This is a genomic window from Collinsella aerofaciens (assembly GCF_015555045.1).
Lineage (GTDB): Bacteria > Actinomycetota > Coriobacteriia > Coriobacteriales > Coriobacteriaceae > Collinsella > Collinsella aerofaciens_W.
In genome coordinates this window covers 1-15996 of the sequence record NZ_JADNJQ010000018.1, presented here as the reverse complement: position 1 = coordinate 15996, position 15996 = coordinate 1, and the positions used below count along the sequence as shown (strand labels likewise).

13 protein-coding genes are annotated in these 15996 nt (G+C 45.9%); 2 read left to right on the top strand and 11 right to left on the bottom strand.

Translation table 11 applies throughout. From position 1 onward, the window contains the following. The first annotated feature begins 575 nt into the window (after nucleotides 1-575). Together I2E45_RS07005 and I2E45_RS10510 are read left to right on the top strand one after the other, a co-directional pair. On the top strand, nucleotides 576-1916 hold the full coding sequence (locus I2E45_RS07005; RefSeq protein WP_195445242.1) for a transglutaminase domain-containing protein: 1341 nt from the start codon (nucleotides 576-578) through the stop codon (nucleotides 1914-1916). Between the two features lie 396 nt (nucleotides 1917-2312). Then, nucleotides 2313-2444, top strand: coding sequence for a hypothetical protein (locus I2E45_RS10510; protein WP_267472640.1), 132 nt, complete (start codon nucleotides 2313-2315; stop codon nucleotides 2442-2444). A gap of 1195 nt (nucleotides 2445-3639) precedes the next feature. On the opposite strand, the gene I2E45_RS06995 is transcribed toward I2E45_RS10510, so the two are convergent. The 11 genes from I2E45_RS06995 to I2E45_RS06945 all read right to left on the bottom strand — a co-directional run. After that, nucleotides 3640-4290: an ATP-binding cassette domain-containing protein gene (locus I2E45_RS06995; RefSeq protein ID WP_009243732.1), complete on the bottom strand. Its 651-nt coding sequence runs from the start codon at nucleotides 4288-4290 to the stop codon at nucleotides 3640-3642. Between the two features lie 2 nt (nucleotides 4291-4292). Then, complete coding sequence (locus I2E45_RS06990) at nucleotides 4293-6248, bottom strand: hypothetical protein (RefSeq protein WP_009321393.1); 1956 nt, start codon at nucleotides 6246-6248, stop codon at nucleotides 4293-4295. Nucleotides 6249-6329: 81 nt separating this feature from the next. Further along, nucleotides 6330-6644, bottom strand: coding sequence for a hypothetical protein (locus I2E45_RS06985; protein WP_195445240.1), 315 nt, complete (start codon nucleotides 6642-6644; stop codon nucleotides 6330-6332). Between the two features lie 262 nt (nucleotides 6645-6906). Continuing rightward, nucleotides 6907-7353, bottom strand: coding sequence for an acyltransferase family protein (locus I2E45_RS06980; RefSeq protein ID WP_195445237.1), 447 nt, complete (start codon nucleotides 7351-7353; stop codon nucleotides 6907-6909). Between the two features lie 12 nt (nucleotides 7354-7365). Further along, complete coding sequence (locus tag I2E45_RS06975) at nucleotides 7366-8613, bottom strand: Coenzyme F420 hydrogenase/dehydrogenase, beta subunit C-terminal domain (RefSeq protein WP_195445234.1); 1248 nt, start codon at nucleotides 8611-8613, stop codon at nucleotides 7366-7368. A gap of 12 nt (nucleotides 8614-8625) precedes the next feature. After that, complete coding sequence (locus I2E45_RS06970) at nucleotides 8626-10029, bottom strand: lipopolysaccharide biosynthesis protein (protein ID WP_195445232.1); 1404 nt, start codon at nucleotides 10027-10029, stop codon at nucleotides 8626-8628. Beyond that, entirely contained in the window at nucleotides 10029-11102 is a 1074-nt protein-coding gene (locus I2E45_RS06965) for a polysaccharide pyruvyl transferase family protein (protein ID WP_195445230.1), read from the bottom strand. The genes I2E45_RS06970 and I2E45_RS06965 overlap by 1 nt, the downstream gene beginning before the upstream one ends. Further along, entirely contained in the window at nucleotides 11099-12274 is a 1176-nt protein-coding gene (locus I2E45_RS06960; protein ID WP_195445228.1) for a glycosyltransferase family 2 protein, read from the bottom strand. The genes I2E45_RS06965 and I2E45_RS06960 overlap by 4 nt, the downstream gene beginning before the upstream one ends. A gap of 14 nt (nucleotides 12275-12288) precedes the next feature. Next, the gene (locus tag I2E45_RS06955) at nucleotides 12289-13350 is read right to left on the bottom strand and encodes a glycosyltransferase family 4 protein (RefSeq protein ID WP_195445227.1); all 1062 of its coding nucleotides are present in this window, start codon (nucleotides 13348-13350) and stop codon (nucleotides 12289-12291) included. A 12-nt stretch (nucleotides 13351-13362) separates the two neighbouring features. Continuing rightward, on the bottom strand, nucleotides 13363-14568 hold the full coding sequence (locus tag I2E45_RS06950) for a hypothetical protein (RefSeq protein WP_195445224.1): 1206 nt from the start codon (nucleotides 14566-14568) through the stop codon (nucleotides 13363-13365). Between the two features lie 34 nt (nucleotides 14569-14602). Further along, the coding region (locus I2E45_RS06945; protein ID WP_195445222.1) for a sugar nucleotide-binding protein at nucleotides 14603-15996 on the bottom strand (1394 nt) is incomplete at its 5' end.

The following is a 15996-nucleotide window of genomic DNA, read 5'->3' as shown; positions in this document are numbered from 1 at the left end:
GCACCCCATCGCCAACTCGCGATGGGCAGGCATCTTTATTCCCCATTCTTGCTTTGCTTAAACAGGTTATAAGAAATCGGCTCATGCAGTTAACAGTGCCTTGATGCACACCCAATTGTCTTGACGGCAATCGCTTCGAAAATGCTGGTGCGCCTCTGCAGATACAAACGCCTCCCCATCTAATGCATGCGCACGGTCCGCGAGACAATATCGCCGACAACACCGTGAAAATCCCGATGTGCATAATCCAGGAGTCTGGATGCACAGACGGGTGGATTGACATTGTTCAGTATGGCCGTTTCGCACCCCTCGCCGACGGGCACATCGCCGAGGGCGAAGACATCAGTGCACAGCGAGGCCGAGGACCAACCCCTCCCCAACATTCCCCAGAAAGTTCGCTGATGTTGACTGGGGTTCCCGTAAAATAAACCCCAATAAAATATGTGCGGAGTGCTGGCCTGGAGCTGCCTTCGGACCCTATTGGCTGCTCACCGAGAGGCTCCGCTATTAAACGACCCCTTTACTACCTGCTCTGCGCGATCGCGTGCACGTCCATGGTCGGCGCGACGATGCCCATGGCGGCCATTGCGGAAGCCATCCAGCCTCAAGCAACAGCCGGGCAGCAGGCGCAAGCCGACACCACGAGCAGCGACACAGGCAAGGCCGAAGACGGCACCAACGCAAACGCGGCAGCAGATGCCGTAGAGGACGGCGCCGCAACATCCACCGGCACCAGCGCCGTCAACACGGAAAGCGCCGACGGCACCACCGCCACCCCCGGCACCGCCGCCGCAACCGGCGCGGCCACCACAGCCCCCACCCCATCCCTCCGAGCCCAAGCCAACCCCACGCCCGAGGCCATCTCCACCACGTCACAAACCGGCTACGCCCACTCAGCAACGGCAACCCAAAACGGCGTCACCTTCACCGTCTCGTGGAACGACGCCCCCGCGGGCACCGCGACGACCTTCCACGTAACCCAGACCAACGGCTCGTCCCAGGCCAAGGCGCGCATGGACGTGCCCACCTATTGGGACGGCGGCAGCCAGGAAAGCGTCTGCGACCCGTCGCGCGCGGCATGGGGCAGCTACTACAGCCTGGGCACCGCGGGCCACGACTTTACCTTCGACTTCACGGCATCGGGCACGTACCGCATCTACTTCTACTTTATGGACAACGACAGATACGACCCCCAAAACGACAAGGGTATCTACTACCTGCGCACCACGGCGGAGGTGACCGTAAACGACGCCGCCCGCCCGAGCGTCACGCAGATCGTCAACGACGCCGTAGCCCAATGCAGGCAACAGACAGACGGCTCGGAATACGACATGGCGCTGTGGCTCCACGACTGGACGCTCGACCAGCTGGAGTACGACCACAGCCTCAACTGGTGCTCGGCCGAAAGCGGCCTCACGCGCCACCAGGGCACCTGTGAGAGCTACCAGCGCATCTACTCCAAGCTCCTTGACGCCGCGGGCATCGCCAACGGCCGCATTACAGGCAACGGCCACACCTGGAACGCCGTAAAGATCGACGGCAAATGGTGTCAGATGGACCTAACCTGGGACGACACCAGCGACCACTGGTACGGAGACCTGGACCAGCGCCATCTGTACTTTGGCCTGACCGACGAGCTCATGGCAATCGCCCACTCCGACCACACGGCTAACTACCAGAAGGCCGACTACGTCTACCGCTCGACCGCCCTATCCAACAATTACTTTGTGCGAAAAGGCAAGGCCGATGAATGGGCCGAGAAGTATGCCGACCGCATTCAGCAGTACCTTGATGCCAAGGAAGAGAGCTTGTCAATTGATGCTAATAACCAGTCCTTCCCGCTAAGTATTTCGGAGATTCAGAACGAAGTTGTTGCGCATGCGATGAATCTGAGGAAGTGGAAGGCGAGCGACTAAGAGGTTAAGCTTTTGGTGGCATCCAACGTCGCAAAAGAATCGAACAACAAATGGTGCGCTAAGTACGACCTGAAAGCTGAATACAAAATAGCAGCATAAGAAAAGGTCTTAGACAACAGCGCGCACCGCCTCGCCTCCGCGATCGACCACGGCATGGGCGTGTCGGACTCCGCGTCCGGCTGCCCGCTGTCAGCCCGCCCCGGGGCCCACTCCTTCGATCGCGACGCGGCCACGGGCCACCAACAGCGTCCAGGAGCGGACGAACCGCGAGATAAAGCGCTGGCCGAGGGTGGTGCAGACATTCCCCTCGACGGCATCGCTGGTGCGTCTGGCCGCGCGGTCATGTGCGAGCAGGACGAGATGCGGCAGGAGTCGAGGTGCTTCTCGGAGGCAAAGATGGGCGAGCTCTACGACGAGAACCGCACGCGCAGGATCGACGGGACGGTCGACTGGGCGCGGCTGGAGGCGGAAGCCAGGAAGATGATCGAAACGGGCCTCGAGCTTGCGGACAGGATCGAGGCGGCATAGGATATCAACCGTGTTCCAGGTTCCAGGACGCCGGGCCGACTCGCTTCGGATCGGGCTCTACACCAACTTTCTCGACACTACCCGTCTTGCAATCGTTGAGACTAGCATGTAAAAAGCAGCAAGATCGATAGCTAACAACATAACAGCGTCTAGCTCCACGTCGGCACCGAACGCCTAAGAACAATCGCGAGATTCAGTGGTGCTCAACGTGGCTTCTGAATAAACAAGTACACCAAATGACCCACCTGAGATCGGAAATGGATCACACTTCAAAACGCCTCAACATGTAATCAAATATACTGTTGAACAGCCGTTCATTATTTCGATTTACAGATATGGAAAATAACTTTTGTCTTACCAAATCGAGCAAAGTGCAAACAGTGTAAATACCTAACAGCAGCAATAAAATTGTTATCAAATCAATGGGCCGCGCATAAACCTTATCGATGCTAAAAAGTTTCGTCCAAAGCAAGGACCGCATAGCCGGATAATCAGTAATCAAATATACCGCGAATGCAGATTTGGCAAGATTATCGATTAGCTTAGAACGGAAATGTAGCCCATTAAAAAGGTGAAATAAGCCGTATCCAACTAGTATTACGGGCAACCGCCAATTATCAGCAAAATATATCTGCCCGTTTACACCAAATGATGGGACTTTAACACATACAACAGCATTAATCAAGATGGGCACAGCGCCGATTATTATCAAAAAAAACCGGATTATTAATAAATAAGTCAGGTAAATACCATTTATGAGCACAAATTAAAATATATAGATAAATAAAACCAAAGACACCCGCGACGCTGATATCACCAAAAGAATAATGAATGCCAGGAACGAGACCCAGAATGCCGTATATTAAAATTAAGGTACAACAAAGTAGTAAATGCACATTTCGCTTGAGGGCGCGTAGCCCGGTCGTCAAGAATGGCATAAATAATAAAAATAAAGCATAAGACGTCGCGTACCACCAAAGCCCAGATGAAATCGGTAAAAAGCTACGTAAGATTAATTTAAACTTGATATAGAAAATCCGATTATCCGCATAAATACAGCATTTAAGGGCTGTTCATCACTTGAAAAAATAAGTGTTTTACCACGAATTTACCATAATTGAATATGAGTCTTGATATGACGAAATATAAAGGGAGATTGCACGTATAATAAAACCGCGTATCTCCCTTTAACAAACTATCTAAAGTTTTCTACATTTATAACTCTGGAAAAACAATCGCACAAATTCATGTTGTGAGTGACCATGATTATAGTAATGCCCTTTTCATTTAATTCTTTCAAAAGTTTCATCACTATCAATTCGTTCTCTTTATCAAGTCCAGAAGTTGGTTCATCAGCTAATATAATCTGACTTCCTTGCAAAATCAATTTAATAATTGCAATTCGCTGTTGCTCTCCACCGCTTAACTGATATACTTTTTTGTTAAGCATGTCACTTAGCTCAAATTGCTTTAAATACTTATTGATTAGTTTCAGTTTTTCTTCTTTTTTTACTTTTTTATATTCAAGAGCTAATTTTAAATTCCACAACACGCTTTCATCTTCTATTAGTCCATAATTTTGAAATAGATAGCCTATTGTATATCTTCTCAAAATCATAGCATTTTTACCGTTCATGGACAAATTTTTATGACTATCAATAGTGATTGTTCCCTCGGATATATCAGTAATCAATCCTATTATATTTAAAAGTGTCGTTTTACCTGCCCCGCTTTTCCCTACAAGCCCCACAAATTCGCCTTTTTCTATTTCTAAAGATAAATTTTCAAATAGAACCTGATTTTTCCCATATTCTTTTTTGACGTTCTTTAATGTAATCAATGACATACTTATGCCCCCTTTTCAATCTCATATAAAGCGTTTGAGATATAAATTCTATAAAGCAATTCGCAGAATATGTAGTCAATAAGTATAATCGCAAAAAGGCAAGCAAAATAATAATTTATAGCAGTTAATACGCCTGATATAATTATTTCGATTCCCCAAAAAATATACCGATTTTTCAGTGTCCTAAAATGAGAGAATCCTAAAATCTCTTTTGCCGCATATCTCTTTCGATTTACAAAAATGTCCACATAATTTGAAATATACAAAATAAACAGTAAAGACACTATAAAGACAATCGTAAACATAGTGAGTGTTTTAAGAACGAATGTCACATTTTCAAGTTGCATTAAATAAGGTGTAAGTAATGTTCCAGCTGTAACTAATTGCTCTAAATCATATTCTGATAACAAAGAAGAAAAATCTTCTCTTGACTCCATTTGAAAAAATAAACACCTTGTATTTAAAGAATCCAAATAGTAAAGTCCTGCAAAATTGCCCGTATCAACAATGATAATAGGATTAGCCATATCCGAAAAACCATTTTCTGTATTGACTTTTATCGTAGAATCATCGTCTATATAAACAACATTAAATTTATCAATAGTTTTTTCTTCTCCCGGTATTCCATAAAATTGATTGTAATTCATCAATCGGAAATATTCTTGCTTAATATATTCGCTAATAGAATTTTCATCATTCTTATATTTATGTGGAACTAATACTGTTGGTTCACTAAATATATCTTCTCCCAATGGTTTTCCACTGAGCTGGATATTTGAAAATTCATTCAGATAATTTCTATTTGCAATAACAAGCTGTTGTTCATAATAGGGGCGTGATGTCTGCAAACCACCGTCTGTCCTAAAATCACATAGTAGTGAATGGTTATGATTATACATCTCTAATGTTTGTTCAGAATATTTTTCTAATATGTCTGTGTTTGCTAACGCATAATCATACTCCGATGAATTAAAACCATTAGCGGTATAATATCCGTCCAGATACTTATAATCTAAAACAGCTTGTTGGCTTTGTCTAAATGAGTTCCCCTGATTCAGCAATGAAATAATAGTGATAGCGATTATTACCGAAAAAATTATTTTTATAGCCTGAACTACAATATTTGTGCCGCTATTTAAAGTCTTATTTTTTATCATTGCCTCTAAAGAAACAAACTTAATTAAAATACTTGTAATTAAAACACAAAGTATATTTATAGCTAAAACACCAATAAAGAACAGTACACTTGTTGCTAAATAAGAAAAATCATATCTGTTTGTTAATGCGTAATATAAATTTAGCAAGAACAGTAATACTAAACATATTACAGCAAAATATTTTATTACACTGGTAATTTGCTCCTTTAAAATATGTATAGTAGAAAAGCCCATGCTTTTTTTAATACCTATTTTTTTCAAACTATAAGACGTATAAATACAGTATATGATTTGAAGTACAATAAATAAGATTACAAAATTCAGAAGATTCAATTCTAATACCATACTATACGGAATAGCGTCATTTTCAAAGTTATTTATTGCGACGGACAGTTGAGAAGCTATCTCTTTAATTGCGTTAGCTGGTAAATCTGTATAGAATACACCAACACTATCTAAAAAATCTTCCTTTTGCAATTCATGATATTGAAACAAAATAGAGGAAGATATAGGCTGTTTTTGTGTAAACTCATTTAATGGATAGCAATATAAATCATAAACAGATTTATCTGTGGAAGTGAGCGTATTGTTAATGAGTTCTAATTTATTTTGAGAATATTCTTCTGTAAATATTGTATAAAATTTGTCGAGAATTTCTGGCGATGTTTCTTCTAAAACATACCCTTTTAAATTCTCAGTAGCAATGTTATTCTTTTCATAAATGTTGTAAATAGAAGTATTAAAAATATATGCAAAGAGTATGACTTCAAGGAAAATAAAAATCTTTAAAAATTTTTTCATAACATACGCCCCTTTCTTTGAAGAAATGTATAAAATAGGGCGGTACAAATAACCCCGCCCTAGGTGTTTGAACTATTTTACTTAATATGGATAATAATCATAATAAGATGTTTCGTTCGCCCACCAAACTCTGTTTGCATCTTTGTAAGCGTAGTTTGACTTGAATCCACTGGTATATGTATCTCCGCCGACCTTTACAGTTGCCTTTACCATGTAGTTGCGACTAATACCTGCTTTACGCCCAATTTCGGAATATACAATGGTGTCTGTTTGCCCTCCATTGTAGTACAAATCTCCACCCGCTACATCAATAGCCCACGCTGTAAGTGGAGCGCCGACAACCATAACTGCTGCTACAAGACCAACTACTTTCGTTCTCAACTTCTTTGCTCTCATTCGATAAACCTCCTTTCTCTTTTTTACTTTTTGATAGTTTTATGTCACGTACTGTTTTTGCTAACCTCTACATAACATATATTTCATTAAATGTCAAGTTATTTTTGTTTCTATTTTATATATGACCTCTTTGTTGCTATCATATTTTGTGCATAATGCACAAAATCAAAGTACCAATATTAGTGCTTTCCACGATTGTACTTTTACAATGAAAAGACGAAGTACCTGTGATAAATTCATTGCTCTAAAATTATTAGAGAAACTATACAATATAGCTATCCTTTTTTCTCTTGTCTAAATTAATCCCAAAATCATTTTTATTGAAGCAGAAGGTGAAGACAAGAAGAGTGACACTCCAAAAAATTAACTCACGTTCAAGAAGCCAAACCCTCTTCCAGCACGCTCTAATTGACCAATCGCCATCAAGCAAAAACCATGCGGAGATACTGAAAAAGATAACAACTGCTATCTTGCCGCCAGAAGCAAATAACATGTAGAAAATAAATTTCGGCAAGCTTACGGGCATCCTACTCACATCGAATGCATTATGAACCACAAAATGATGCAAGAGAATCATAAGCATCGCAATAACTCGCAGCAATTCAATGCTCGAATTCCTTACGCGCTTCCCCTGTGCGCTATGCTCGCAATTGGGAGAAGATTGCCTGACAGCCCCCCGAATCAATTGGTCAACTGTTAACATATCCATGAAACCTCACTCTTAACTGACACGCCTCGCTTCGTCTCCCACCACTTGTTTAATTGAATTAATTAACGAGGATGGGAGCAATCTCCTGGCAATAGATTTGATATAAAACGCAACTCCACGTTCACGTTTCTTGTAGAGTCGCTCTATGGCGTTCCAACCGCCATTGGCATATGCGTCAATATAAAGTTGCCTATCCTTGGGAAGCGCGCTCGGATGGCGGAGTTGGTCGTTACCCTTAGCGATATCTTTAAACTCAACAGGGAACAAATCCAGAGCATTGCTGGTCTCAATGAACTTCCTACCGCGATCGTTATTCACCAGCAAGCAGGAGACGCCCTTCATCTGATTGAACCTCTCAGCATCCTTCAGAACATCGGGCCTGTTTACATCGACGCCCCAGAAATCGCCGATGGTAAGATCGCCAGCACGAAATCTCCCTGCATAGGGGCACCTATAGCAGCTGTCGCGAAGCGTCTTGAGGTTCAAGAACATGTCGTAGTAGGGGGATTTTGCCGCAGGAATGGTGACCTCTCTTCCGTCCTCAAGAAGAAGAAGAAGAAGGGAGTGACCCCACCCCTCGCGCTTGCACCTAAACCGGAAATCAACCACGGGAGACCCAAGCTGTTTGCCATAGTCCTCAGCGCAGTCCGCGAACATGCGGCCGGAAGGGACGCCGTGACAGACCAGGTCAACGGTTGTCAGGTTCTGATAATCGCGTCCGAGGAAACCCCTAAGGCCAGCGACTTGGCAGGGCGTTCCGCAGAACAGGACCTGCCTGCCCTCACGAAGATCCGCCTTAACATCGGCAAAGCAAACTCCGGCATCGCTCTGCACATATTTTGAGTTAAGAAGCGGAGACAGCTCATCAACGCTTGCCGCACGACTATGCAACACTCGAAGCGTATTCCCCTCACGCTCATAGGAAGCACCATATGCGACGCCGCCAGAAGAAATAAGCTCACGCGCAACGGCACCGAAAACTCCGCCGGAGGCGGACTCCGAGACATCGTCCCTACCAGCAGCGGCAAAGAACGGTCCGACGGAATTAGAGCCTATCCCCCGGTTGAGGCCGCACGCCCTCGTGCACGTGCCACAACCGATACAGAGTTCGCTGTTAATTACAGGAAGAACAAACCCGTTCTTGCCCTCAGACATGGTGATGGCGCCTTTCGGGCAAGCGGCGGCACACGCCCCGCATCCACAGCAATGCGACGGCGACTCAAACAGCGTGGGGACTTCGCCCCTTTTCACGATAGACATTCAGTTATCCCCCTACTTGCGGGCCGAGATAAGATTGCGCAGAATATCGGCATTCATATAAACGGAAAAAGCCAGCGCAATTGCCAGGCAGGCGATCGCGCACAAAAAGCCCGCACCGTAGGCGGACAGATAATAAAAAACGAACACGCCGACAATCGAAACCAAAGTCAGAACTTGTTCAAAACGGTCTTCGACAAGCTTCGTAAACTTAGCGACCTTGATTCTACGGTACTCATTCACCACGATCATCGCCAAGAGTGTTGCAACAGATGCGCCATAAAGACCGAAGTGCGGAATCAGCAGGACACACAGCGCGGCGCAAAGAGCAGCAGACACCGCAGTGGTGGTACCCATAATTCCAGTCTCCTTATGCGCGGTAAAGATACCGCCGTAAAAGCCGGAAATGTTGCTGAAATATGTGGCCAAGAGCAATATCGGCACATACAACAGGCCCTCGCCGAATGAGCCCTTGATCAGGATGCCATACACGAGAGGCATAAGCGCAGACATAAGCAGAACAACACTCATCATGAAACGCCTTAGCGCGCGATACACAGAGTTGTAGAAAGCCGACTCATCCTCATCAGAGTTAAGAGCACGCGCCGAGCTCTCCTTCCAGGACTGATAGAAGAATCCGTACACCTGGTCCATAACGCCTGGGAACTTGTAGGACACGGCGTACACGCCGGCGGAGGAAGCCCCGAGCGTGTTCATGATGATTAACCTGTCCAGCAGGTTGTTAATAGTCCAGGAAACCTTGTTGGGAATGAGCGGAAATGAATACCGCAAAAGGTCTCGAGCATAAATAATGGAGAAAGACGACGGATCGATATAACGCCAGAGTTTTCGCATGACCATGAAAGAAAGGGCAACAACGCCCTGTGCAATGACCGTGGCAGAAAGCATGCCCACAACGCCCCAACGCAACACGGCGATAAACAGAACGTTGAGCACGATAGTTAGGACACTCGCGGTAAAGTTCATGACGGAATATCCCACAGTATCTCCGAAGCCACGCAAGACCGCAGAAGCCATTTGCAGAAGCGCCCCTGCAACAACAAGCCCAACGACCCAGCCAAGATTTTCAGGCTTAAATAACAGCCAGACCAGAATCGCTAAAACCGTAAAGCACACGCAACCAGCAAGAAGAACAGCACAAGACGCCGTCACGGTTTTAGCTCGATCTTCATCGGTGCGGCAATCGATGAGGAACCGAAACAGCGCTTCATCCATAAGCAAGGAAACGGCAGGGACGCAAAACAGAGCAATAGTGTTGATGTAATCGACGGTACCATAATCGCCAGTGGAAAGAACTGAAGTATAGAGCGGCAAAAGAAGAAATGAAACGAGCTTAGTTGCCATTCCACCCACTGCGATAATGCCAGTGTTTTTAATAAGTCGGCGCGTCTCCCCCATTACGAAAGCGCCTTTCTAAGATAGGACCAGGAATGCTCCCGCAGAGAATCCAGATGAGAATCCACATCGTCCCAATCGCAGGGAACAATATCGTCGACACATATAGCATTAGCGCAACGTGAAGAAAGCCCAATATTTCCCAACAAGTCGCGCATGCGAGCGCCAGATTTATCCGTAGCAAATACACGGAAAGGTTTATGGAAGATGACTGAGAATACAGTTGCATGAAAAGAATTGGTGAGAACAAGGCCCGCATGCGCAATAAGTGAAACAAACTCCTCCGGACCAACGCCGAACAGGTTAACCGAATTTGGAATATCCAAGTTATTTTCAGATATATAGGCGACCTTCCTGCCTGTTGCAGTTGCCATTGAGACGGTACTCTCGACGAGCTCAGGACATTCACGCAGCAGATACATGAATATATATCCGTCTTCCAGGAGCTTCCTTGAAGTCATCACAGCGTAGTCATCAGCGTTCAGGAGGAGAGTGGGATCGAGCACCACCTCAATAGGCTTATCAACAAGAGGCTGAAAGAGCGATACCGTCTCTTCCTCACGCACAGAAAGATAATCGAATTTTGAAAGAAGTGCAGAGACTCTTCTTTTATCAAAATTCTCAGGTTTAAACGACGTGTGAGCCAAGCTGGGTGCGTAGGCTACACGACGTCTATCTCCAGCAAACGAGAGAAAAAACGGTTTAACTATGCCATTCGTGCAATCAAGATTCCAAATCTGATCGCTGCCGCAGACAAAACAATCAAACTCAGAGGCAAGCTCATCCATACGATGTCTAGTTTTGTCATTATATTTATTTGTCAGATTAAAAAATCGTTTCCAGAAAGAATGGAACGCATTTCGACGTTTCAAATATGACGCAGGACGCATGCAGAATCTAATAAAGGATTTAGGGTGTTTAAATTGCACCAACCTATACTGGTCAAAATCTTTGCTTCTGTAATCAATCAAAGACGCAACATGACCCAGTCTTTGCACTGCTGCCTGCATTGCAAACGATTGCAGAGCAGAACCAAAATTATAGGAACAATGGAAAGTTATAATTCCAACATTCATTTACCCAATAACCTTTCAATGAATTTACAAAATCGTTTAAATAAAGAATTAAACGTTGTCATAGCGCCATAAACTGCAAACGCCAAACTCAAATGACCCATAGGCAGTAACGCTGCAGCAACACGCCATTCGCCCCGCTTTCCAAGACAATCAACTGGGAAATTCAATAAATGGTTTCTAAGCCATTGCCTATCAAATGAAGTCAGCCACGAGGACTTTACTAAGTTATTTTGGGAGCCCGCAAAAACAGCTCTCTTGAATTGCTCCATGAATTCACGTCCAACGATTAGATGCTCATCTTTGGCTGAAAAGACAGAAGCATTCTTAAGCCGTTCGACAATGTTGGCAAAAAGAACAAGAGAGTCTGTGTCACGAGGACGAACGTTTGCACATGTTGAGGAACTATCAAGATCCCAATAATATAAACAAAATGGTACAAAACCAACACGACCATCGTGAAGCTGCCAAAGATACTCTAAATTAAATAATCTATCCTCGGAAAACCTCAGTCCTATAGGGAAGGGTGCCAAATCATCACCCAATCGATCAACAAGCTGCCTAATATGGGCACTTCGATACAAACGGGCCCAAGAGGCATTTAATTCGTATAACGACCTATCAATAGTTTCACTATATAAACCATCTATCATTGCATCCAAGAGAGCCCCGCTGTGCACAACCTTCATATCAGAAACTGCCTGACATACATCGGAAGAGCTGCTATTTACAATATTCGGCTGAAGATAGGAGCAGACAACTAAATCAAGGTCTTTTTTTTCAGCAGCCAAAATTAATTCTTTATAGTCGCCTGGAAATAGATAGTCATCAGCATCAAGGAACATCACCCAGTCACTGCATGAAGCTGCAAAGCCAACATTTCGCGCGATAGATCTACCACAATTGTCTTGAGTTATAACAAGAAGTCGAGAATCATCTTTCGATAACTGCTCAAGCAAATTGCGGGTCCCATCTGAGGAGCCATCATTAACAACAATTACTTTAGAGAGAACGGGACCAATTGCAAGAGCGCTTCGAACGCTTCGCACAATGGTATCCTTAGCGTTATACGCAGGAATAATAATTGTTAAGAATGTATCTTGAGTGTCAGAACTGGAATCAAAATTGCATATTCGCATATCGCTGCTACATGTCGCATGACCATTGATACGCATAAGCGATTCCTCCTCTATTTCAGACAAAACTCTTCTTCAAGCGCATTAAACGACTTTCGCATTGAACACTGAGACATAGCGTAAGCCTTGCCCTTAGCAGCTAAGGTCAACGCGTAATCGGGATTTAAAAGCAACTTGCAAATATTATCTGCTAGCGCGGAATAGTCACCAACCGGAGAAATAAGTGCGCAATTGGTATTCGCGTATTCATGAACGCCCAAAAAATCGGTTGAGCATAGAGCACAGCCGCAAAACATACTCTCAGCTAATGTCAGACCAAATCCTTCATTAATTGTTGCGCAAGCATATACAAGCGAGGAACTGTAAATCTTCCTCAGCTCGCTCTGGGTTGCGTTTTGCGTATATACAACCCACTCGGGAAACCACGAAGGTCTGGCAGGTGTGCCAAAAGCATTAACAACTAATTCAGGATTCTTTTCATGAACCATTGTTAAAGCTTTCCATAAATCATCGAATCCTTTATGTGACCCTTCGTGATAAAGGACTGCGACCGCATTGTTATTTCTTTTTATTGACTCTTCATAGAATACAGTCGCGTCAATTGGGTTCTTGATAAGAGTGGGCTTTACACCGGATTCCTTTTGCACGAGATCAAAAAGCCAATCAGAAACTACAATATTTGACATTCCAAATCTAAAAGATGCTCTCACATCTTTCTCAGAAATGCCCCATTTTTCAAAACCTTGGATAAAGTAGTGCTTCTTGCCCTTGCTATTGCTGAGACTAGAAACGCCATAAGCAGTTTCAGCTGCCGTTGCAACAACATGGTCAGAATCAGGAACCTCAGAATCCTTTATACCAAAAATGCACTGTTTTTTTATCGAAGGATTTAGGGGGTACCATCTTGGCTCAACAGAAACAGCCAACCGGCACAACAACCGCCTAATAGGCTCGAAAACTAAACCTCTATTCATCGTATTTAAACAATCGAAACAAATAGTAACTAGGCAGCCATGATCTGAAAGATAGTTCGCATACATGAAGACCATTTTAGCTCCGCCCCAAGGCACGCGAGAAAAGCTGTGGAATATAAAAGTAATCCTATTAGTTTTCATATTAGAAATCCTCTATTCACCAATGCTCTTGTCGCGCGGATAAAACATTGAACCTCCGATGGTCAAATGATTGCCAAGCACAATAGGAGCCATTGCAATCAAAAAATAATTTGAATCGACCATAATTCCGACTGTCTCGGAACATGAATAAAAAACCATTAAAAGCAAACCGAGACAAATACCGTCAATACGATTAGAAAGAATGGCATGAATAATCAACGCGATTACTCCAGCAAGCAATAAAGCAGTAGGAATAATTCCTTCTCTTAAAAATAAATGGCACCATGCATTGTCAACGGTGAAAGTCAAAGGAAGACCGAAGAAGGCTAACGAAGAAAAGTCACGACCAAAAAGGGTAAATGGGGCCACTTCTGCATACTTGTTTGCCAATGCCAGTCTGTCGCTAAGAAGTAAATTAAGATGATTATGCAATGGAGCCTGGACGTTGTAACAGATCATAAAATAGAAGCTAGCAATTATTAAAATTAAAGCACCGACAAAAAGCACTTTAAGAGTCACTAACTTCAGCTCAATATTTTGAACACGCGAAAAAAATACAAGTAAAATGGCTTGAAACACCAATAATAAAACCGCTGTACGTGAGCCAGTCACCGTCTGAGCTATAAACGCACATGAAAGAGCCATTGCAAGATTAGCAAATATAGAGCCCTTATAATGCGAAACCAAATAGGAAATAGAAGCGACTACAAGATACCTTGCTAATGTATTAGGGTGGACAAATCCCAAGGAATGACGAACTCCATTTGTTCCATAAATCAACACATCGCGAACAAGCCCGGCATTCAACAATACGCACACAAATATAATCGCCGAAGCTGAAACAAACAAAGAAATTCTAGCAAGTATCTCGATATCAACGCCCAAACCACAAAGCACGAATAATGCAAGCCATAGAAAGTAGTTCTCCCCAGAGCATCTCCATGAAATAAAACCAATTGCAACAATAAGAAAAAAAGATACCCAAGAGAAGCCGTTCATTTTTTGACGGAAGATTTTTAATACCAAACAGCAAAGAGCAAATACTTGGAGTGAAATAATCAATGCACTTATAGGCAGTCCGAGCAAAGACTCAGCAGTCGTAAAACCGAATGCACAAGAATACGAATAAGCTATAAATGCGATATAATAAATCATATCTTCAAACTTGGTATTTAATAGCCGTGTGTAACCTATTTTTCCTGAAGAATATGAAATCAATTGTCACTCCAAATATGAAACTAAAATTAACGAACTAAATAAATAAAACAGCCAGCTCCTCCTCCCAGTCGGGCATGTGAAAGCCGACCGACTCGAGCTTGGACAGGTCGAGCGCGGAGTGGACCGGGCGCGGGGCGACGGGGCCCTCGGCGCCGGCGTAGTAGTCGGCGGTCGATACCGGCACGACCCTGTCGCCGTTGCCGTTGGCGGCCTCGAAGACGGCGCGGGCGATGTCGGCCCAGGACTTGACGGCGCCGGAGCCCGTGCAGTTATAGGTGCCGTAGGGGGCGTGCGTCCCCAGCACGTGGAAGATGGCCTGGGCCATGTCGCGCGTGAAGGTCAAGCGGCCCAGCTGGTCGTCGACCACGGTGATCTGCCCAAGCCCGTCCTCGGGGTCGGCGACGCGGTCGGACAGGCCCTTCATGGTCTTGACGAAGTTGTGGCCCTCGCCGATGACCCAGCTGGAGCGCATGATGTAGTGGCGCGGGCAGCCGGCCACGGCGATGTCGCCGGCGGCCTTGGTCTGGCCGTAGACGGAAAGCGGGCTGAGGGGCTCATCCTCTGTGTGCACCTCGGCGGTGCCGTCGAAGACGTAGTCGGAGGACACGTGGACGAGCGTGATGCCGTGCTCGGCGCAGGTGCGGGCGAGCAGCGCCGGCCCGGTCGCGTTAGCCTTCCAGGCGATGGCGCGGCCCTCGGGGGTCTCGGCTTTATCCACGGCCGTGTAGGCGCCGCAGTTGATCACGGTGCCGTAGAGCGACCAGTCGTACTGCGTATAGGCCGCCGGGTCGGACATGTCGAAGGTGTCGATGTCGCAGAAGTCGAAGTCCTTGGCGACACCGCGCTCCCCGGCGAGCGCGCGCACCGCATGGCCCAGCTGGCCGTTGCAACCGGTGACGAGCGTCCTCCTGGGCGCCATGGGGACGACGTCCCTGAGGTACGGGTGGTTCAGGTCGGCCTCGGATACGGTGGCCTGTTCCAGCGGGATCGGCCACTCGATGGCGAGCTCGGGGTCGGCTAGGTTCACGAAGGTGTAGGTCTTCTTCAATTCGAGGGACCAGTGGGCGTCCACCAGGTAGGTGTAGGCGGTGCCGTCCTCCAGGGCCTGGAAGGAGTTGCCCACGCCGCGCGGGACGTAGATGGCCTTGCTCGGGTCGAGCACGGTCGTGTAGACCTTGCCGAAGGTCTCGCTGCCCTCGCGCAGGTCCACCCATGCGCCGAAGACCGAGCCGCGGGCCACGGAGATGAACTTGTCCCAGGGCTCCGCGTGGATGCCGCGGGTGACGCCGCGGCTGTCGTTGTAGGAGATGTTGTTCTGGACGATGCGGAAGTCGGGGATGCCGAGCGCGCACATCTTGGCGCGCTGCCAGTTCTCCTTGAACCAGCCGCGCGAGTCGCCGTGGACGGCGAGGCCGACGACCTTGAGGC